General features: G+C 67.4%; 23 protein-coding genes. 16 read left to right on the top strand and 7 right to left on the bottom strand.

The annotated features are described in order from the left end of the window. Positions 1-39: 39 nt before the first annotated feature. A complete protein-coding gene (locus VG561_RS12670) occupies positions 40-486 on the bottom strand; it encodes a copper chaperone PCu(A)C (protein WP_041863160.1) in 447 nt (148 codons plus the stop codon). Between the two features lie 34 nt (positions 487-520). Between VG561_RS12670 and VG561_RS12665 the strand changes: the two genes are divergently transcribed. The 4 genes from VG561_RS12665 (at position 521) to VG561_RS12650 (ending at position 4214) form a co-directional block, all read left to right on the top strand. After that, positions 521-1297, top strand: a complete 777-nt coding sequence (locus tag VG561_RS12665; protein ID WP_014646368.1) for an enoyl-CoA hydratase/isomerase family protein — start codon at positions 521-523, stop codon at positions 1295-1297. 87 nt (positions 1298-1384) lie between these two features. Further along, complete coding sequence (gene tesB, locus VG561_RS12660) at positions 1385-2305, top strand: acyl-CoA thioesterase II (RefSeq protein WP_005408551.1); 921 nt, start codon at positions 1385-1387, stop codon at positions 2303-2305. A 4-nt stretch (positions 2306-2309) separates the two neighbouring features. After that, on the top strand, positions 2310-2819 hold the full coding sequence (locus VG561_RS12655) for a pathogenicity-like protein (RefSeq protein WP_227863630.1): 510 nt from the start codon (positions 2310-2312) through the stop codon (positions 2817-2819). Positions 2820-2996: 177 nt separating this feature from the next. Next, positions 2997-4214, top strand: a complete 1218-nt coding sequence (locus VG561_RS12650; protein WP_126411832.1) for an RNA polymerase sigma factor — start codon at positions 2997-2999, stop codon at positions 4212-4214. A 51-nt stretch (positions 4215-4265) separates the two neighbouring features. Here the strand turns inward: VG561_RS12650 and VG561_RS12645 are convergent, their stop codons facing one another. After that, positions 4266-4826: an EF-hand domain-containing protein gene (locus tag VG561_RS12645; protein WP_014646365.1), complete on the bottom strand. Its 561-nt coding sequence runs from the start codon at positions 4824-4826 to the stop codon at positions 4266-4268. Between the two features lie 156 nt (positions 4827-4982). On the opposite strand from VG561_RS12645, the gene VG561_RS12640 reads away from it, so the two are divergent. Beyond that, positions 4983-5738, top strand: coding sequence for an arginyltransferase (locus VG561_RS12640; RefSeq protein WP_046429513.1), 756 nt, complete (start codon positions 4983-4985; stop codon positions 5736-5738). Positions 5739-5776: 38 nt separating this feature from the next. Beyond that, the gene (locus VG561_RS12635; RefSeq protein WP_262093235.1) at positions 5777-6991 is read left to right on the top strand and encodes an endonuclease/exonuclease/phosphatase family protein; all 1215 of its coding nucleotides are present in this window, start codon (positions 5777-5779) and stop codon (positions 6989-6991) included. A gap of 83 nt (positions 6992-7074) precedes the next feature. Here the strand turns inward: VG561_RS12635 and purT are convergent, their stop codons facing one another. Continuing rightward, positions 7075-8262, bottom strand: a complete 1188-nt coding sequence (gene purT, locus VG561_RS12630) for a formate-dependent phosphoribosylglycinamide formyltransferase (RefSeq protein ID WP_014646362.1) — start codon at positions 8260-8262, stop codon at positions 7075-7077. 137 nt (positions 8263-8399) lie between these two features. On the opposite strand from purT, the gene VG561_RS12625 reads away from it, so the two are divergent. The 5 genes from VG561_RS12625 to VG561_RS12605 are packed head-to-tail and all read left to right on the top strand — an operon-like array spanning position 8400 to position 11098. After that, positions 8400-9281, top strand: coding sequence for an SPFH domain-containing protein (locus VG561_RS12625; protein ID WP_014646361.1), 882 nt, complete (start codon positions 8400-8402; stop codon positions 9279-9281). A 45-nt stretch (positions 9282-9326) separates the two neighbouring features. Beyond that, entirely contained in the window at positions 9327-9506 is a 180-nt protein-coding gene (locus VG561_RS12620) for a hypothetical protein (protein WP_014646360.1), read from the top strand. Beyond that, positions 9503-9682, top strand: coding sequence for a DUF4177 domain-containing protein (locus VG561_RS12615; RefSeq protein WP_014646359.1), 180 nt, complete (start codon positions 9503-9505; stop codon positions 9680-9682). Before VG561_RS12620 ends, VG561_RS12615 begins: the two co-directional genes overlap by 4 nt. A 3-nt stretch (positions 9683-9685) precedes the next feature. After that, positions 9686-10279, top strand: a complete 594-nt coding sequence (locus VG561_RS12610; protein WP_014646358.1) for a PH domain-containing protein — start codon at positions 9686-9688, stop codon at positions 10277-10279. 9 nt (positions 10280-10288) lie between these two features. Further along, positions 10289-11098 carry a M15 family metallopeptidase gene (locus VG561_RS12605; RefSeq protein WP_262093234.1) on the top strand — a complete coding sequence of 270 codons (810 nt, stop codon included), beginning with the start codon at positions 10289-10291 and terminating at the stop codon, positions 11096-11098. Positions 11099-11252: 154 nt separating this feature from the next. Here the strand turns inward: VG561_RS12605 and VG561_RS12600 are convergent, their stop codons facing one another. The 4 genes from VG561_RS12600 to VG561_RS12585 all read right to left on the bottom strand — a co-directional run bounded on the left by VG561_RS12600 (position 11253) and on the right by VG561_RS12585 (position 14874). After that, positions 11253-11624 carry a DUF423 domain-containing protein gene (locus tag VG561_RS12600; RefSeq protein ID WP_014646356.1) on the bottom strand — a complete coding sequence of 124 codons (372 nt, stop codon included), beginning with the start codon at positions 11622-11624 and terminating at the stop codon, positions 11253-11255. A gap of 104 nt (positions 11625-11728) precedes the next feature. Then, positions 11729-12802 carry an SRPBCC family protein gene (locus VG561_RS12595; protein ID WP_014646355.1) on the bottom strand — a complete coding sequence of 358 codons (1074 nt, stop codon included), beginning with the start codon at positions 12800-12802 and terminating at the stop codon, positions 11729-11731. A 234-nt stretch (positions 12803-13036) separates the two neighbouring features. Then, positions 13037-13678 carry a response regulator gene (locus VG561_RS12590; RefSeq protein WP_006424175.1) on the bottom strand — a complete coding sequence of 214 codons (642 nt, stop codon included), beginning with the start codon at positions 13676-13678 and terminating at the stop codon, positions 13037-13039. After that, complete coding sequence (locus tag VG561_RS12585; RefSeq protein WP_032961359.1) at positions 13678-14874, bottom strand: sensor histidine kinase; 1197 nt, start codon at positions 14872-14874, stop codon at positions 13678-13680. The genes VG561_RS12590 and VG561_RS12585 overlap by 1 nt, the downstream gene beginning before the upstream one ends. A 150-nt stretch (positions 14875-15024) precedes the next feature. Here VG561_RS12585 and VG561_RS12580 point away from each other — a divergent pair, with 150 nt between their 5' ends. From VG561_RS12580 to VG561_RS12560, 5 genes are read left to right on the top strand one after another with little or no spacing between them, the layout of a single operon-like run. Next, complete coding sequence (locus VG561_RS12580; RefSeq protein ID WP_014036357.1) at positions 15025-15621, top strand: GNAT family N-acetyltransferase; 597 nt, start codon at positions 15025-15027, stop codon at positions 15619-15621. Continuing rightward, complete coding sequence (gene minC, locus VG561_RS12575) at positions 15567-16412, top strand: septum site-determining protein MinC (protein ID WP_046429497.1); 846 nt, start codon at positions 15567-15569, stop codon at positions 16410-16412. Before VG561_RS12580 ends, minC begins: the two co-directional genes overlap by 55 nt. Positions 16413-16449: 37 nt before the next feature. After that, positions 16450-17259, top strand: coding sequence for a septum site-determining protein MinD (gene minD / locus VG561_RS12570; RefSeq protein WP_005415682.1), 810 nt, complete (start codon positions 16450-16452; stop codon positions 17257-17259). 2 nt (positions 17260-17261) lie between these two features. Next, positions 17262-17522 (top strand): cell division topological specificity factor MinE, encoded by a 261-nt coding sequence (minE, locus tag VG561_RS12565; protein ID WP_005408532.1) that lies wholly within the window; start codon positions 17262-17264, stop codon positions 17520-17522. Positions 17523-17568: 46 nt separating this feature from the next. Next, complete coding sequence (locus VG561_RS12560; RefSeq protein ID WP_169410931.1) at positions 17569-18048, top strand: hypothetical protein; 480 nt, start codon at positions 17569-17571, stop codon at positions 18046-18048. Positions 18049-18107: the final 59 nt, after the last annotated feature.

Below are 18107 nucleotides of genomic sequence, written 5' to 3'. Positions count from 1 at the left end.
TGCCCGTGCTGCCGGCCAGCGGCCGGCACGACCATCCCGCTACGGCGCAGCCTTGCGTACGGCCAGCGTCGCACTTGCTTCGCCGCCGCCTTCCAGCTGCAGCCGTAGCGGCACCGCCTGCCCCTCCTTCAGCGCGCCCTTGCCCTGCATCAGCATCAGGTGCAGGCCACCGGGCTTGAGCTCGGCACGTGCACCCGGCGCCAGCGGCAGGCGCTCGATCGCGCGCATCCGGCTGACCCCATCCGTGATCGTGGTTTCGTGCAGCGACACATCATTGAAGCTGCTGCTGGTCGCGCCGGTGATCACCACCGCCTTGCCGCAGCCGTTGTGGATGACGCCGTAGCCAGCGGTCATCGGCATTGCCGGATTCGGTGGCAACCGCGCCCAGCCCTGATCCACCGTGACGCAGCCCGATTCCGCCGCCGAGGCCGATGCTGCGGCCGCACACAGAAGCCACAGTACGCCAACGAATGGTTTGGTTATCATCGCCCAGGTTCCTTCTTCGCAACGAGACCGCAGCATGACGACGCTCATCGAGGTGATCAACCATGGCCCCATCCGCGAACTGCGCCTGGCGCGGCCGCCGGTCAACGCACTGGACACCGACCTGTGCCGGCAGTTGATCCATGCCATCGAGCTGGCCATGGCCGAAGACGCGCACGGCATCGTGCTGTCGGGCAGCGAGCGCATCTTCACCGGCGGCATGGACGTGCCGCACCTGCTCTCGCATGGCGATGACAAGCACAAGCTGCTGGACACCTGGAACGCCTTCTTTGGCGCCGTACGCACGCTGGCCGAGAGCCGCATCCCGGTGGTCGCGGCGATCACCGGCCACGCCCCGGCGGGCGGCTGCGTGCTGGCCCTGTGCTGCGACTACCGGGTGATGGCCCGCAGCGCCGATCCGTCGCGGCCATATGCCATCGGCCTGAACGAGGTGCAGGTGGGCCTGATCGCGCCGGAGGGCATCCAGCGCCTGCTGCGCCGTGCGGTGGGCGTGCACCGCGCCGGCGTGCTGCTGACCACCGGTTCGCTGGTACCGGCCGAACAGGCGGTGCAGATCGGCCTGGTGGATGAGCTGGCAGAGGGGGACCTGGTGGTGGCACGCGCGATTGCCTGGCTGCAGGACCTGCTCAGGCAGCCGCGCCAGCCGATGCTGCTGACCCGCGCCATCGCCCGCGCCGACCTGCACGTGGCGCTGCAGCCGGACCTGATCCAGCTCGACCGTTTCGTCGAGGCCTGGTTCGCCCCGGACGCACAGAACGCCCTGCAGGCCCTGGTAGCCCGGCTGGGCAAATAGCGGTTGCCCCGCCCGGGGTCAGATCCCTTTCGCCGGGCGAAAGGGATCTGACCCCTGACCGGTATAATCAGGCCCTCTTTCACTGCTGTGGCCGCCCCCTTGAACGACACGCCCGAACCCGTCGTCTCCGAGCTGATCGACCTGCTCACGCTGGAGCGGCTGGAGGACAACCTGTTCCGCGGGCAGAGCCGCGACATCGGCACCAAGTACGTGTTCGGCGGGCAGGTGCTGGGCCAGGCGCTGGCCGCGGCACAGGCCACGGTCGACAACGGCCGCCACGTGCACTCGCTGCACGCCTATTTCCTGCGCGCCGGCAACATCGACCACCCGATCGTCTACGACGTGGACCGTACCCGCGATGGCGGCAGCTTCTCGGTGCGCCGGGTCACAGCGATCCAGCACGGCAAGGTGATCTTCTTCTGCGCGGCATCGTTCCAGCAGGCCGAGACCGGCGCCGAGCACCAGCACAAGATGCCCGAAGTGCCGCAGCCGGAAGACATTGAACCGAACCGGCCGCTGCCGGCCGAAGTGCTGGAGCGGCTGCCGATCAAGGTGCAGCGCTGGCTGTCGCGCGGCGGCCCGTTCGAATTCCGCCACGTCTACCCGCGCGACGAACTGAACCCGCCCAAGCGCCCGCCCTACCACCAGGTGTGGCTGCGCCTGAGCGAGCCGGTCGGCGATGCTCCGGAACTGCACCAGGCCCTGCTGGCCTATGCCTCGGACTTCCACCTGCTGGGCACGGCGACGTTCCCGCACGGCATCAGCTACTACCACCCGCACGTGCAGATGGCCTCGCTCGACCACGCGATCTGGTTCCACCGCCCGTTCCGTGCCGACGACTGGCTGCTGTACTCGCTGGACAGCCCCAGCGCGCAGGATTCGCGCGGCCTGGCCCGCGGCCAGTTCTTCACCCGCAATGGTGTGCTGGTGGCCAGCACCGCGCAGGAGGGCCTGATCCGCGTGGTTCCCGACCAGGCTGCCGCGGCCGCCGTGCCGGCCAAGGAGTAAACCCATGCGCCAGATCTTCAGCAGCCAGCGCGTGGAAACCGTCGAAGGCGTGGCCGAGCTCCTGCGCGGGCATGGCATCGACGTCAAGGTGACCAACGGGCGCTCGTACAAGACCCGTCGCCGCGGCCAGTTCAGCTATACCGACCTCGGCAACGCCAACACCTACCCGGCGGTATGGATCGTGCGCGCCGACGACCAGCCGCGTGCACGCGAGATCCTGCGTGAGGCACGCCTGCTCGACACCACCCGCCGCGACCATCCGACCGCCGAGTTCGCCTTCCGCGACACGCCGGAACAGGGCAGCGGCGGCCGCAGCTGGGCCTGGCGCATCCGCATCGCCCTGCTGGTGGTGATCGCCGGCGTGGCGCTGGTGATCGGCCTGCGCCATCGCGGTGCCCCGGCCCCGGCAGCACCGGCCCCTGCCCCGCAGGCCCAGCCGCAGCAGGCGCAACCGGCCCCGCAGGCCGCAGCGGAAGAGGAAGAAGTCCGGGTCCGTATCCAGCCATCGAAATAACCCAAGGGTCGTACCCGCCGCTGGCCGGCAACTGCAAAAAGGGGACGGAGGGGATTAAGTCGTTTGTGGCACAAACGACTTAATCCCCTCCGTCCCTTTTTTGTCAGCACAGGAAGTCGGTCACATTGGGCGCGCGGCTCCGTCATGGGACACAATCCCAGCAGGAGAGCCGCCGCCATGACGACGTTCGCCGCATCGATCGACCAGACCCTGGAACGCGAACTGCCCGCCGCCGCCAGCGGTTGCCAGCACGCCTACGGCCGTATCGTGCTGGCCTGCCAGAACACGGTCACCGCCATCGCCCTGGCCATCACCCGCGACCGCCAGGCCAGCGAGGACATCGCCCAGGAGGCCTTCGTGAAGGGCTGGCAGCAGCTGCACCAGCTGCGCAGCGCGACCAGCTTCCTGCCCTGGCTGCGGCAGATCACCCGCAACCTGGCCCGCGACTGGCTGCGTGCGCAACGCGGCCGGCCGCTGACCGGCGAGGCCGCGGAGGTGGCGATGGGCATGGCCGCCGACCCGGCCCCAGGTGCGGCCGATCGCCTGCAGCGGGTGGAAGAGGAGATCGCCGCCGAGGACATCATCTCCGCGCTGCCCGCTGACAGCCGCGAAGTCCTGTTGCTGTACTACCGCGAAGGACAGCGCTCGCAACAGGTCGCCGACCTGCTCGGGCTCAGCGATGCAGCCGTGCGCAAGCGCCTGTCGCGTGCACGTGCCCTGGTGCGCGAAGGCCTGCTGCAGCGCTTCGGTGAATTCGCCCGCAGCAGCGCGCCGAGCGCTGCATTCGCCACCGCCGTGGTGTCGATGGTGCTGGTGGCCGCGCCCGGCACCGCCAGTGCAGCGGTGCTGCTCGGCACCGGCGTCGGCATCGGCGGCAGCAAGCTCGGCCTCGGCGGCGCCAGCGTTGCCGGTGGAACCGCGATGGGCTCGTTGACCGCCACCCTGGGCCAGCTGCATGTGTTGCCGGCCGAAAGCTGGGGGGCGGTCATTGGTGGCGTTGCCGGTGGCGCGATCGGCAGCTATCTCGGCGGGCGCTTCCTGATGTCGTACACCGAAACTGCGGCAGAGCGGGCCGATGTGCGCCGCTTCCTCTACCTCAACATCACCACCGGCATGTTCTGGTGCCTGGCGATCCTGCTGGCTGTGGTGCTGCAGGCACCGGTCTGGACGCAGCTGACGGTGCTGGCGGTCGGGTTGGGCGTGGTCAACTACCAGTGCCTGGTGACGCTGCAGCGGGTGATGGCGCCGATGATCGCGCGCGATTCGGCGCGGCGCGGGCGAACCGGCATCAACTGGAAGTTCGAATCGATGTACGGCCGCACCGCCATCATCGCCATGAACCTGATGGTCATTGCGCTTGTGGCGTACTCGCTGATGCGCAGCGGCCGCTTGTAACGGACAACGCCGGCAGTGCCGCCGGCGTTGTCGTCATCACTGCATTGACCCTCAGCGCTGCGGCTTCGGTGCGCCGCCGTCGCGCGGACCGCCATGGCGCGGGCCACCATGCATCGGGCCCTTGGCCGCATCAAACTCGGCCTTGCTCAGCTGGCCGTCCTTGTTGGTGTCGGCGGCGGCGAACCAGGCATCACGATGCTGCTTCATGCGCAGCTCGCGGTCGGCCTTGTCCAGGTAGCCGTCCTTGTTCAGATCAAGCTGGTCGAAGCGCGCGGCCAGGCGCGGATCGGCCTTGGCTTCCTCGCGGCTGATGCGGCCATCCTTGTTGACGTCCAGCGCGGCCCAGCGCTCACCGCCGTGGCCACGACGGCCATGCTGCCAGCGCGGCAGCTCGTCGCGCGAGAGCTTGCCGTCCTTGTTCTTGTCCAGCTCGTCGAACTTCGCGGCCAGGCGCGGGTTGGCGGCCGCCTCGCTGCGGTCGATCACGCCGTCACCGTTGGTGTCCAGCTTGGCCGGGCGCGGTGCCGGCGTGGCCGGGGTGTCGGCCGCCAGCGCGATACCGGATGCGGAGGTGCCGAGCAGCAGGGCCAGCAGCAGGGGGGTACGGATCATGAGGTCACTCCTGGGGATGGGAACAGCGTCGGGGTGATCACTTCACCCTCGGGGGACAACAACGCCCGGGCGCGACGTCGGTTGACGCTACTGCCGATTCCATTCATCCGGCGGACAGTCGCCGCCACTGCGACAACCTGGGGCTATGCTGTGCCCATGGCGATACATGGCGACAGAGACGACGAACTGCGACTTTTCCAGACCGGCGAGCACCCCTGCGGGTACTGGTCGGACCGGGTGGCACGCGACCTGGTGCTGGACCCGAACGACCGCCGCCTCGGCGCGCTCTATCCACTGGCACTGAGCTGGGGCTTCCGCCGCAGCGGCGACCTGGTCTACCGGCCGCATTGCGCGCACTGCCAGGCCTGCGTGGCGGTGCGCATCCCGGTGGCCCGCTTCGCCCCGGACCGCAGCCAGCGCCGCTGTGCCACCCGCAATGACGACCTGGAGGTGCGGATCACCGCCGCCACCGCCCGCGATGACCTGTTCGCGCTGTACCACCGCTACCTCACCCACCGCCATGCCAACGGCGGCATGGACGACCACGGCCCGCACGAGTTCGAGCAGTTCCTGATCGGCAGCTGGTCGCACACCCGCTTCATGGAGATGCGCCTGCCCGGCCACGACGGCCAGCCCAGCCAGCTGCTGGGGGTAGCGGTGACCGACGTCACCGAGCACGGCCTGTCGGCGGTCTACACCTTCTTCGACCCGGACCACCCCGCGCGCGGGCTGGGCACCTTCGCGATCCTGCAGCAGATCGAGTGGGCACGCCGAGAGGGGCTGCCGCACGTGTATCTGGGCTACTGGATCCGCGGCCACCAGAAGATGGACTACAAGCGCCGCTTCCATCCGCTGGAAGCCTACGATGGCCGCCGCTGGCACGATTTCGACAAGGATCTGGACGGGCGCTGACAAACCGCTGACACCGGGCCGGGTGCACAATACGGCCCATGAACATGACCCGCCGCCATCCCCTGATCCTCGCCCTGGCCCTGCTCTGCGGCGCCACCGCCCCTGCCTTCGCCACGTCCCCTGCGATGACCGAAAAGCCGTCCGCTGCGCTGCGCCTGGCCACCTACAACACCTCGCTGTACTCCGATGACGCCGGTGGCCTGATCAAGGAGCTGGAAGGCGACAGCGAACACGCGAGCAAGATCGCCGCAGTGCTGCAGCAGGTGCGCCCGGACCTGGTGCTGCTGAACGAATTCGACTTCGACGACGCCCATCGCGCCGCCGACCTGTTCCAGAAGCGCTACCTGGAGGTCGCCCAGCCCGGTGGCGGCAAACCGCTGCACTTCGCCTACCGCTATCTGGCACCGGTCAACACCGGCGTGCCCAGCGGCCTGGACCTGGACAACAACGGCGTGGTCGGTGGCGAAGGCCGCAGCCGCGGCAACGATGCCTGGGGCTACGGCCTGCACCCGGGCCAGTACGGCATGCTGGTGCTGTCGCGCTACCCGATCGACGAAGCCAGGGTGCGCAGCTTCCAGCTGCTGAAGTGGAGCGCGATGCCCGGCGCGATCCGCCCGGTCGACCCACGTACCGGCCAGAGCTTCTACAACGACCATGTGTGGTCGCAGCTGCGCCTGTCGTCGAAGTCGCATTGGGACGTGCCGGTGAAGACCCCGGCCGGCGTGGTGCACGCGCTGGTGTCGCACCCGACCCCGCCGGTGTTCGACGGCCCGGAAAAGCGCAACGCGGCGCGCAACCATGACGAACTGCGCCTGTGGCAGGAATACCTGTCCAAGGGTGACAAGCCATGGCTGTGCGACGACAAGGGTCAGTGCGGCGGCCTGGCCCAGGACGCGCGCTTCGTGATCCTCGGCGACCTCAACAACGACCCGGTGGATGGCGATGGCCGCCATGAGGCGATCGTCGAACTGATCGAGAACGCCCGCGTGCTGCGCTACCCCACCCCGCACAGCGTCGGTGGCGAGCAGACCAGCCTGGCCTATGCGGCCAAGGGCATCGAGCGCAAGGGCGCACCGTTCCATGCCACCGGCGATTTCGGCCCGAAGTCCGGCACCATGCGCCTGGACTACGTACTGCCCTCGACCGGTTTCGAATATGTCGGCAGCGGTATCTTCTGGCCGGCCAATGAAAGCCCGGAAGCGAAGATCGCCGACGGCAGCGACCACCACCTGGTGTGGGTGGACGTGCGGTAGAGTCGACGGCCCTGAAAAGGGGACGGAGGGGATTAAGTCGTTTGTGGCACAAACGACTTAATCCCCTCCGTCCCCTTTTTGCTTTACGGGCGCAGTTCGACGCCGATGGCGTCGGCGGCATCTCGCGCGATGGCGCGCGCCTCGTCGATGGTTTCCGCGCGCGCCAGGGTGACACCGACGCGGCGATGGCCATGCACGCTCGGCTTGCCGAACAGGCGTACGGCAGTATCCGGCACCTGCAATGCAGCGGCGACGTTGTTGAAGTACGGCACGCCCTCGCCGTGTGCCAACAGCGCGCACGACGCCGACGGGCCGCTCTGGCGGATCACCGGGATCGGCAGGCCGAGGATGGCGCGCGCATGCAGCGCGAACTCGCTCAACTCCTGCGATACCAGCGTCACCAGGCCGGTGTCGTGCGGGCGCGGCGACACTTCGCTGAACCACACTTCGTCGCCCTTCACGAACAGCTCCACGCCGAACAGGCCCCAGCCGCCGAGGTCATCGGTGATCGCGCGCGAAATCTCTTCGGCACGCGCCAGTGCCGCGCTCGACATCGGCTGCGGCTGCCAGCTTTCGCGGTAGTCGCCGTCCTTCTGCAGATGGCCGATCGGCGCACAGAACGAGGTGCCACCGGCATGGCGGACGGTCAGCAGGGTGATCTCGTAATCGAAATCGATGAAGCCTTCGACGATGCAGCGGCCGGCACCGGCGCGGCCACCGGTCTGCGCGTAGTCCCAGGCCGGGGCGATGTCCGCCTCGCTGCGCAGGGTGCTCTGGCCCTTGCCCGAGGACGACATCACCGGCTTGACCACGCACGGCAGGCCGATGGCGGCGACGGCAGCACGGTATTCGGCCTCGGTATCGACGAAGCGGTACGGCGAGGTCGGCAGTCCCAGGGTTTCGGCGGCCAGGCGACGGATGCCTTCGCGATCCATGGTCAGGCGTGCGGCGCGCGCGGTCGGGATCACCCGCAGGCCCTGCTCCTGTTCCAGCTGGACCAGGGTCTCGGTGTGGATGGCCTCGATTTCCGGCACCACCAGGTGCGGCTGCTCCTGGGCGATCAGCGCCCGCAGCGCCATCGCATCGAGCATGTCGATCACGTGCGAGCGGTGCGCGACCTGCATGGCCGGGGCGTCGGCATAGCGATCAGCGGCGATCACCTCCACGCCCAGCCGCTGCAGCTCGATGGCCACCTCCTTGCCGAGTTCGCCCGAGCCCAGCAGCAGCACGCGGGTGGCGGAGGGGGACAACGGCGTTCCAAGCTTGGCCATGGCGGTTCCAGCAGCGATGTGAAGGCGGGAGGGCATTCTAGCTGGCCGGGCACCCTGACCATGGCATCCGACGAACGGTAGTGGACAGGTGATATCACTTTGATATCTTAAATTTGAACCCTCAAGGACGTACCGCCATGAAAGAGAAGTCGCTGTCTTCCCTCAACGGCCTCGGCACGCTGGTCGGCGCCCTGCTCGTCGGCCTCGCCGGCGCCGCCCTGTTCGTGGTGGGCGTGGCAGCCAAGGCCAGCACCGGCTCGCCCAGCCTGCTGCTGATGCTGCTGGGCGCCCTGCTGGTGGCGCTGGGCGTGTTCATCCTGGCCGGCCTGTACACCATCCAGCCCAACCAGGCGGCGGTCCTTAGCCTGTTCGGCAAGTACGTGGGTACGGTGAAGGACAACGGCCTGCGCTGGAACAACCCCTTCTTTGCCAAGCGCCGGGTCAGCCAGCGCGTGCGCAACTTCGAGAGCGGCAAGCTGAAGGTCAACGAGCTGGACGGCAGCCCGATCGAGATCGCCGCGGTGATCGTCTGGCAGGTGGTCGACGCCTCCGAGGCCGTCTACAACGTGGACGACTACGAGAGCTTCGTGCACATCCAGTCCGAATCTGCGCTGCGTGCGATGGCCACCAGCTATCCCTACGACCAGCACGAAGACGGCCAGCTGGCCCTGCGCAGCCATGCCAGCGAGATCTCCCAGCACCTGAAGAACGAGCTGGCCGAACGCCTGGCCGACGCCGGCGTGCAGGTGATCGACGCACGCATCAGCCATCTCGCCTACGCCGCCGAAATCGCCCAGGCGATGCTGCAGCGTCAGCAGGCCAACGCGGTGATCGCCGCACGCACGCGCATCGTGGCCGGTGCGGTGGGCATGGTTGAAATGGCCCTGGCCGAACTGCAGAAGAACGGCGTGGTGCAGCTGGATGAAGAACGCAAGGCGCACATGGTCAGCAACCTGCTGACCGTGCTGTGCTCGGACCGCGGTACCCAGCCGATCGTCAACGCCGGTTCGCTGTACTGAACCACCCTCGCAACGGGGTGCCCCACCACCCCGCCAGGAGCTTGCATGAGTGAGAAGAAAGCCTACCCGCTGCGCATCAATGCCGACGTCCTGGCCGCCGCGCAACGCTGGGCTGACGACGAGCTGCGCAGCCTCAACGCACAGATCGAATACGTGCTGCGCGACGCCCTGCGCAAGGCAGGACGCCTGCCGAAACCCACGCCATCTTCGGGGGACAAGGAATGAGCAAGCGCTGGAGCTACCAGACGATCGAGGTCAAGACGTCCATGATGGGCCAGCTCAAGGCCGAGGACATCCAGAGCGAACTGAGCCGCCAGGGCCAACTGGGCTGGGAGCTGGTCAACATCATCATCCCCGCACCGATGCGCCCGGCGATGCTGGTATTCAAGAAGGAGGCCTGAGCCATGGGTGCCAGCGATCCAAAGCAGTACGAGGTGGCCGAGAGTTCGCCGTTGCGCGTGCTGTGGATCGTGCTGCCCCTGCTCGCCGCCTTCGTGGCCTGCCTGTATGCGCAGCTGTACAAGGCACCGGCCACGGCGCCCTGGATCGAAGTGACGCTGTCGCCGCCCTGGTTCCGGATGGGCGGCAGTGCCGCCTGGAGCCTGCTGGTGATCGCCGCGCTCGGCATCGGGTTGGGCGCGGCGTTCTTCCGCCGCCGGGTGGAACTGGCCGACGACGTGCTGGACGTGCGCTCGACGATGTACCGCCGCCGCGTTCCGGTGGCACAGCTGCGGCTGGACCAGGCCGAGGTGGTCGACCTGCAGCGTGACCGCCGCTATGGCATTCGTTTCAAGACCAATGGCTATGCGATGCCGGGCTTCTATTCCGGCCACTTCCGCCTGCAGGGCGGCGGCAAGGGGTTCGCGCTGGTCACCGACCGCACGCGCGTTCTCGCCCTGCCGGTCAGCGATGGCAGCACGCTGCTGCTCAGCCTGGAGCGGCCGCAGGTGCTGCTGGACGCACTGCGCAAGGTGGCCGCACCGGCGCCTCGGCGGTAAGCTGCGGCGATGCAACGACGCGCGCCCCTGCTGATCAATACCGAGGCCATCGAGCTGTGGCCCGCCCACCTGCTGCGCGCACGAAGCAACCTGGATGCCCGCCTGCTGTCGCAGGCACAGTGGGTGCTGCGGCGCAAGCGCGATGGCCGCTACCTGGCGGCGGTAACGACGCATGGCGTGCATTCGCTGGTGCCACGCCTGCCGCGCGAGCCCGGGGCCGAGGACGCACTGGCGCTGCTCGATGCAGCGGCGGCACGTCCGTTCGGCGCTGCGCTGCAGGAACAGTGGCTGCCGCTGGCCGGGCTGCAGCAACGCCTGCAGCAACTGGGCCTGGATGCACAGCGCTATGCCGACGACAGCGGCCTGCCACTGGAGCCCGAACCGTGCCTGCTGCACTTCGCCGGCCGTGACCGCTTCGGCCGCCCGCTGTGGCTGCGCCGTGGCGCCGCGCAGGGATGGCGGCGGATGCGCCTGCAGGCGGCACGGGAGGGCATCGCGCTCGACGCAATTTCCGGCTTCCGCAGCCATGCCTACCAGCTGGGCATCTTTGAACGGAAACTGGCGCGCGGCCTGAGCGTGGCGGAGATCCTGAAGGTCAATGCAGCGCCGGGGTTCAGCGAACACCACAGCGGCCATGCGCTGGACATCGGCACACCGGGCGATGCCCCGGCCGAGGAATCATTTGAAGCCACCGACGCGTTCGCCTGGCTGCAGGTGCATGCCGGCGGGCATGGCTTCCATCTGAGCTACCCACGCGACAACCCGCACGGCATCGTCTACGAACCCTGGCACTGGTGCTGGAGGCCGGCCAACGGCTGAGCCCCTCGTGGCGCCCGCACGCGGAATGGAACGAGAGAGCGAAGACAAAAGCGGGCCGCTTCGCTCGAAGCCGAGCATGGCTCGGCTCTACAGCAGCTGCCGCGCAACGCCCCCATGTCGTGCCGAGCCATGCTCGGCTGTACCCGGATTGCCGTCACCGCCTCAACGCGTTGATCGCCAGCACCACCCAGCCGGCCATCATGCTGGTGCCACCGATCGGCGCCATCCGCGTCGGCCACTGCCACAGCGCCCCGCCCACCAGGCTGCCTGAAAACAACAGCACACCCAGCAGCAGCACGTACAGCGCCAGGTGTGCGATCGCCCCGTGCGCGCGCGGCCCGAGTGCCACCAGTACCGCACCATGCGCGAACGCGTACAGCGCCGCCATGTTCAGGTGCTGCTGCGCCAGCGGATCGGCCACGCCATGCGAGGCGTAGGCGGACAGGCCGATCGAGGCAGCGGCCAGCAGCGCCCCCAGGCAGGCGAGCAGGGACGGCTTACGTGCACGACGTTCGAGATTGAACATGGGGGCTCCTTGCGCAGCGCCCCTTGCCGGGCGCCGGATCAAAAAAAACGCGCCGCAATGAGCGGCGCGTTTTCGTGTCCAACACTACATGGGTCAGCCGAGGCTTACTTGACGGCCCAGTAGATGTCGTAGGTCGCTTCCGGGGTGAACGACTTGTCGATGCCGTCCTTCCAGGTTTCGTACGGGCGGTCGATGACTTCGTTGCCCGAAGTCACGGCCCAGGCACGCAGGCCGTTGCGGGCCACGTCCAGACCCGCCATGTGGCCGGTGTAGGCCGCATGCGCCGAACGGTGCGGAGCAACGTGCACGTACTTGACCGGAGCGCCGCCGTCGATCTTGACGGTCAGCTCGTCGGCAGCAGCACCTTCAGCACCCTTCTTCTTCACCGGCTGGGCGATGTCGAAGGCGTACTTCTCCTGGCCGAAGTCGGTGGTGATGATGCGGAACGGGCCGGCGGCTTCAAGGCCATTGGCCTCCATCACGCGCTTGATCCACTCCTGGTTGTCCTTGATGGACTTGGTGATGGTGTCCTGACCGCGGTCCACGTTGCCGGCGTTGACCACCAGCAGGTTCTCGGCCGGCACTTCAACGATGGCCAGGTCGGTCAGCGGGGCTTCCGGCGTGCGGTAGTCCACGTTCGGCACGGTTGCGAGCATGTTGGCGATGCGCGACAGGCCCAGCTTGATGTCGTCGCCGATCTGGCGGCTGACATACAGGCCGGCGTAGCGGCCGAACAGGTCGAAGCCGTACTTCACCGAGTAGTCCTGGGTGATCTTGACGTTGCGACCGCCCTTGCCGGTCGGCTCCAGGTTGAAGGTGGTGACCTTGTCGTGACCCTTGGTGGCGTCTTCGATGGCGATCACAACACGCTTGTTCTCTTCGGCTTCGGTGATCTTCCAGGAACCGGTGCCCAGGTCCTTGGAGGTGAAGTCGAGGGTGGCACCGGTACCGGAGGCCGGGCCGGACAGCTTCAGTTCAACGGCGGGATCGCGCAGTACCAGCGGGTTCCAGTCCTTGAAGCGGCGCAGGCTGCTGACCGTGTCGTACACGATCGTCATCTTGCGGTTGGTCTCGATGCTTTCGGTGATGTGACGCTCGCCCGGCAGACATACGCCAATGATGACGAACAGGCCAGCCACGATCCCCAAGGCGATCAGGAACTCGATAATACGGGTCATTCAGAGAGTCTCCGGGGCCGATCCCACGGCCGGGTTGATTGAAGCGAAGCGCCAATCCTAGCAGGCTTCGCGGGCATTGTTTATCGGGATTGGCGCACCGGTTTCCCTGCCGGCTGCGTATTTGTATGGACAAAGAATTCGAAGGGTAACGCATACCGCTACCCGGCAAGTAGGGGGCAACCTTGGCAGGAACCCGTAACTACGACCCAAGTCTTTGTACTTGAACGATTTTCTTCAGACCAGCTGGAGTTCGAACGCCTTCAGTACGGCACGCGTACGGTCGCGCACGCCCAGCTTGGACAGGATGTTGGACACGTGGTTCTTGATGGTGCCTTCGGCCACGCCCAGCGAATTGGCGATCTCCTTGTTGGAGAAGCCGCTGGCCATCAGCCGCAGGATCTCGGTCTCGCGGTCGGTCAGCGGGTCCGGGCGGTCCAGGCTGACGAACTCGTTGCGCATGTGCTCCAGGCCGGACAGCAGGCGCTGGGTCACCGCCGGCTGCACCAGCGAACCGCCGTCGGCCACGGTACGGATGGCACCGACCAGCTGCGCCAGGGTGACATCCTTGAGCAGGTAGCCCTTGGCACCGGCCTTGAGCCCGGCCAGCACCAGCTGGTCATCGTCGAACGTGGTGAGGATGATGGTCGGCGGCAGCTGTTCCTGCCGCGACAGCACCTGCAGTGCCTCCAGACCGGACATCACCGGCATGCGCATGTCCATCAGCACCACGTCGGGGCGCACCTGCGGTATCAGCTCGACCGCCTGCCGGCCGTCGCCGGCCTCGGCCACCACCTCGATGCCGTCGTCGAGCGCCAGCAGGGAGCGGATTCCCTGCCGCACCAGGGTTTGGTCGTCGACCAGGCAGACGCGAATCATCAACGCACTCCTTCAGGAACCTTGGTAAGGGCCGCCACCAGCACCGTTGCCGGCACCGTCGCCCGCAGCCGGAAGCCTTCTCCGGGACGGGTTTCGATCTGCAGCTGGCCACCACATTGTTGCAGGCGCTCGCGCATGCCGCGCAAGCCATTGCCTACATTGACCATATCCGCGCCGACGCCGTCGTCGCGGGCCTCCACCACCACCCGGTCGGGGGCTTCACGGTACACCTTGATCCACAGGTGGCGGGCGCCGGCGTGGCGCACCGCGTTGGTAATGATCTCCTGGGTACAGCGCAGCAGCACGTGGGCCCGCTGCGGGTCTTCCACGTTCAACGGATCCTCGATCTCCAGCTGGATGTCCAGCGAGGGCACGTTCTCGGTCAGCGGGCGCAGCGCCGCGGCCAGATCGATCGCGCCGGTCTCGCGCAGCTGGCTGACCACCTCGCGCACATTGCCCAGCAGCAGCTTGGCCAGCGCGTGCGAGCGCTTCACGTGGTCCAGCGCCTGGCCCTCGGCCAGGTGGCCGGCGACCTCCAGGTTCAGGGTCAGCGCAGTCAGCTGGTGGCCCAGCAGGTCGTGCAGCTCGCGCGAAATGCGGGTGCGCTCGTTGACCCGCGCGCTCTCGGCCAGCAGGGCGCGGGTGGCACGCAGCTCCGAATTGAGCCGGCGCTGCTCGTCGCGGGCCTCGGTCTGCTGCCGTGCAACCAGGCTGGTCACGAAGATGAACATGGAGAAGCCGCCGTACAGCAGCGACTGCATCACCGCTTCGAACAGCGGGAAGCGCAGCAGCAGGTAATAGACCGGCGCCACCGCCAGCTGGCTGACCAGCAGCCACAGCACCCCCAGCCGTACCGACAGCATCCACGGAATGACCCCGGCGGCCACCATCATCAGGATGCTGCCCAGGCCCGAACCGCTGAGGAAACTGACCCCCAGCGCCGAGACCGTCAGCAACAGCAGCAGGCCGCGGTCCAGCCAGCTGGTGTGGCTGTCGCTGCGCAGGATGCGGGTCAACCAGTAGTAGGCCGTGCCGAAGGACAGGTAGGCGACGAACAACAGGATCGCCCAGCCGCCCATGTCACCGCGGCTGTGCAGGTTCTCGAACTGCGAGTACGCCAGGGGCAGGCCGACCATGACCCAGGTGAACAGGCCGGCCAGGCGGAGGACGCGGGTATGGCTGAGGACTCCCAACATGCCAGCACTCTACGGGCCGCGCCTGCGCACCGCACCCCACGGAAGTCATGCCTGCCCGGTCGCCTGTTCATGCCGCAGCCCACCCCGGGCATGCAATAATCGTGCGCAGGGTCCCTTGATGGACCAACCGCGTTACCCCACGGAGTCACAATGTCGATTGTCATCCGCGACGTGCGCGAGCACGAGCTCGATTCCGTCCTGGCTTTGAACAACAACGCTGGCCTGGCCATCCTTCCCCTGGATGCGGCCCGCCTGCGCCTGTTCTATGAAACCGCTGAGTATTTCCGCGTCGCCGAGCGCGACGGCAACCTGGCCGGCTTCCTGATCGGCTTCGGCAGCGACAGCCAGCACGACAGCAGCAATTTCGCCTGGTTCAAGCAGCAGCTGGACACCCCGTTCTTCTATATCGACCGCATCGTGGTCGCCAGCCGCCGTCGTGGCGGTGGCGTCGGGCGTGCGTTCTACGCCGACGCGCAGAGCTTCGCCGAGCTGCGCTACCCGCAGATGACCTGCGAGGTCTTCCTCGACCATGGCGCCGATGCCGCCCTGCTCTTCCACGGCAGCTTCGGCTTCCGCGAGCTGGGCCAGAACACCATGCCGCAGGTCGATGTGCGCGCCAGCATGCTGGCCAAGGAACTGTGCAGCTACCCGTGGGTCCAGGAGACCTACGGCGACAAGCTGCCGGATGTGGCATGGACACGCGCCCGGCAGCTGCCGGCGCAGGCACAGCGGCCGACGGGGACCTGAGCGTGGCGGTGAATTTCGATTACGAACAGGCCGGTGAACTGAAGATCGGCCAGGTGGGCATCGCCAACCTGCGCATCCGTACCCTTGATGTCGAACGCCTCGTGCAGGAAATGCGCGAGCGCGTGACCCGCGCACCGAAGCTGTTCGGCCGCGCCGCGGTGATCCTCGACTTCGGCGGCCTGAGCCAGGTGCCGGACGTGGCCACCGCGCAGGCGCTGGTCGACGGCCTGCGCAGCGCCGGGGTGCTGCCGGTGGCGCTGGCCTACGGCACCAGCGCGGTCGACCTGCTCTCCCAGCAGCTCGGCCTGCCGCTGCTGGCCAAGTTCCGCGCGCAGTACGAGCGTGCCGAGGGCGAACCGGCCCCGCCGCCGCCCGCACCGGAACCGCGCCGGGCAGCCCGTGCCGAACCGAAGCCAGCCCCAGCGACGCCGGTGGCCAAGGTGGCCGACGCCGCTGCACCGCAGCCGGGCCGCATGCAGCTGGGCAACGTGCGTTCGGGCCAGCAGCTATACGCGGAAAACTGCGACCTGACCGTGATGGCCACTGTCGGCGCCGGCGCCGAGGTCATCGCCGATGGCAGCATCCATATCTACGGCACCCTGCGCGGCCGCGCGCTGGCAGGGGCCCAGGGCAACACCGCGGCACGCATCTTCTGCCGTGATTTCCATGCGGAACTGGTGGCCATTGCCGGCCACTACAAGGTACTGGACGATGTTCCGGACAACCTGCGCGGCAAGGCCGTCCAGGTGTGGCTGGAACAGGACCAGATCAAGATCGCTGCGCTGGACTGACGCAGCACCAAACTCATGCAGAACCAGGAGAAGTCCTTTGGCTGAAATCATCGTAGTCACCTCCGGCAAGGGCGGCGTCGGCAAGACCACTTCCAGCGCGAGCCTGGCCTGCGGCCTGGCGCGGCGCGGCAAGAAGGTGGCGGTGATCGACTTCGACGTCGGCCTGCGCAACCTCGACCTGATCATGGGCTGCGAACGCCGCGTGGTGTACGACTTCGTCAACGTCGTGCACGGCGAAGCCACCCTCAAGCAGGCCCTGATCAAGGACAAGCGCTTCGACAACCTGTACGTGCTGGCGGCCTCGCAGACCCGCGACAAGGACGCACTGACCCAGGAAGGCGTGGGCAAGGTCCTGAAGGACCTGGCCGCCGACGGCTTCGACTACATCATCTGCGACTCCCCGGCCGGCATCGAGAAGGGCGCCTTCCTGGCGATGTACTTCGCCGACCGCGCGGTGGTGGTGGTGAACCCGGAAGTGTCGTCGGTGCGCGACTCCGACCGCATCATCGGCCTGCTCGATTCGAAGACCCACAAGGCCGAATCCGGCCAGGACGTGCCGGCCTTCCTGCTGCTGACCCGCTACACCCCGCTGCGCGTGGAAAGCGGCGAGATGCTGAGCATCGCCGACGTGGAGGAAGTCCTCGGCCTGAAGGCGATCGGCGTGATTCCGGAATCGGGCGACGTGCTCAACGCCTCCAACAAGGGCGAGCCGGTCATCCTGGATGTCGAATCCGCTGCCGGCCAGGCCTATGAAGACGCCGTCGCGCGCATCCTCGGCGAAGAACGCCCGATGCGCTTCACCAACGTCGAGAAGAAGGGCTTCTTCAGCAAGCTGTTCGGAGGGTAAGCATGGGCCTGTTTGATTTCCTCAAAGCGAAGAAGACCACCGCCGAAACCGCCAAGAACCGCCTGCAGATCATCATCGCGCAGGAACGCAGCCACCGTGGTGGCCCGGACTACCTGCCGCTGCTGCAGCGCGAGCTGCTGGAAGTGATCAAGAAGTACGTGAACATCGACGTCGATGCGGTGAAGGTCGACCTGGTGAAGGATGGCCAGCACGATGTGCTGGACATCTCCGTGGCGCTGCCGGAAGGCCCGGACAAACCCTGATCCCCTGCCCCGCCCGTGCCTGCATGGGCGGGGCTGCCTGACCCGCATGACCGATACGACAACCGCCGTGGACATCACCTGCGTGGGCGACATCGCCTTCGCCGATGCGCAGTGCCTGCTCGCCGCGCATGGCCTGCGGCTGCACCACGTGGCCGCCGGCGAGCCGATTCCCGGCAGCTACTGGGGCGAGCCCGAGGCGGGCATCATCGCCAGCAACGTCTACGTGCGCGATGACACGCCCGTGCACTCGATGCTGCATGAGGCCTGCCACCTGATCGTACTGCCGCCGGAGCGGCGCGCGCAGGTGCATACCGATGCCACCGACTCGGTGGCCGAGGAAGACGCGACCTGCTACCTGCAGATCGTGCTGGCCGGGCAGCTGCCCGGCGTCGGCAGCCAGCGGCTGATGACCGACATGGATGCCTGGGGGTATACGTATCGGCTGGGATCTACGAAAGCGTGGTTCGAGCAGGACGCCGAAGACGCGAAGGCATGGTTGATCGAACGCGGGTTGCCGGTGGCGTGATTCACCGGGAACCGGGGTCAGATCCCTTTTGCGTCGCAAAAGGGATCTGACCCCATCAC

It is taken from the genome of Stenotrophomonas sp. CASM110, assembly GCF_049384345.1.
Taxonomy (GTDB): Bacteria; Pseudomonadota; Gammaproteobacteria; order Xanthomonadales; family Xanthomonadaceae; genus Stenotrophomonas; species Stenotrophomonas muris.
This window is presented reverse-complemented; position numbering and strand designations above follow the sequence as displayed.

Bases quoted from the DNA above. Each gene is read 5' to 3' on its own strand.
- VG561_RS12650 (WP_126411832.1), top strand. From the start codon at position 2,997: ATGACGACGTTCGCCGCATCGATCGACCAGACCCTGGAACGCGAACTG.
- minC (WP_046429497.1), top strand. From the start codon at position 15,567: ATGGACACGCGCCCGGCAGCTGCCGGCGCAGGCACAGCGGCCGACGGG.
- VG561_RS12610 (WP_014646358.1), top strand. From the start codon at position 9,686: ATGGGTGCCAGCGATCCAAAGCAGTACGAGGTGGCCGAGAGTTCGCCG.
- VG561_RS12615 (WP_014646359.1), top strand. From the start codon at position 9,503: ATGAGCAAGCGCTGGAGCTACCAGACGATCGAGGTCAAGACGTCCATG.
- VG561_RS12665 (WP_014646368.1), top strand. From the start codon at position 521: ATGACGACGCTCATCGAGGTGATCAACCATGGCCCCATCCGCGAACTG.
- VG561_RS12635 (WP_262093235.1), top strand. From the start codon at position 5,777: ATGAACATGACCCGCCGCCATCCCCTGATCCTCGCCCTGGCCCTGCTC.
- VG561_RS12625 (WP_014646361.1), top strand. From the start codon at position 8,400: ATGAAAGAGAAGTCGCTGTCTTCCCTCAACGGCCTCGGCACGCTGGTC.
- purT (WP_014646362.1), bottom strand. From the start codon at position 8,262: ATGGCCAAGCTTGGAACGCCGTTGTCCCCCTCCGCCACCCGCGTGCTG.
- VG561_RS12595 (WP_014646355.1), bottom strand. From the start codon at position 12,802: ATGACCCGTATTATCGAGTTCCTGATCGCCTTGGGGATCGTGGCTGGC.
- VG561_RS12560 (WP_169410931.1), top strand. From the start codon at position 17,569: ATGACCGATACGACAACCGCCGTGGACATCACCTGCGTGGGCGACATC.
- VG561_RS12670 (WP_041863160.1), bottom strand. From the start codon at position 486: ATGATAACCAAACCATTCGTTGGCGTACTGTGGCTTCTGTGTGCGGCC.
- VG561_RS12655 (WP_227863630.1), top strand. From the start codon at position 2,310: ATGCGCCAGATCTTCAGCAGCCAGCGCGTGGAAACCGTCGAAGGCGTG.
- VG561_RS12580 (WP_014036357.1), top strand. From the start codon at position 15,025: ATGTCGATTGTCATCCGCGACGTGCGCGAGCACGAGCTCGATTCCGTC.
- VG561_RS12605 (WP_262093234.1), top strand. From the start codon at position 10,289: ATGCAACGACGCGCGCCCCTGCTGATCAATACCGAGGCCATCGAGCTG.
- VG561_RS12645 (WP_014646365.1), bottom strand. From the start codon at position 4,826: ATGATCCGTACCCCCCTGCTGCTGGCCCTGCTGCTCGGCACCTCCGCA.
- minE (WP_005408532.1), top strand. From the start codon at position 17,262: ATGGGCCTGTTTGATTTCCTCAAAGCGAAGAAGACCACCGCCGAAACC.
- VG561_RS12590 (WP_006424175.1), bottom strand. From the start codon at position 13,678: ATGATTCGCGTCTGCCTGGTCGACGACCAAACCCTGGTGCGGCAGGGA.
- VG561_RS12620 (WP_014646360.1), top strand. From the start codon at position 9,327: ATGAGTGAGAAGAAAGCCTACCCGCTGCGCATCAATGCCGACGTCCTG.
- VG561_RS12600 (WP_014646356.1), bottom strand. From the start codon at position 11,624: ATGTTCAATCTCGAACGTCGTGCACGTAAGCCGTCCCTGCTCGCCTGC.
- VG561_RS12640 (WP_046429513.1), top strand. From the start codon at position 4,983: ATGGCGATACATGGCGACAGAGACGACGAACTGCGACTTTTCCAGACC.
- VG561_RS12585 (WP_032961359.1), bottom strand. From the start codon at position 14,874: ATGTTGGGAGTCCTCAGCCATACCCGCGTCCTCCGCCTGGCCGGCCTG.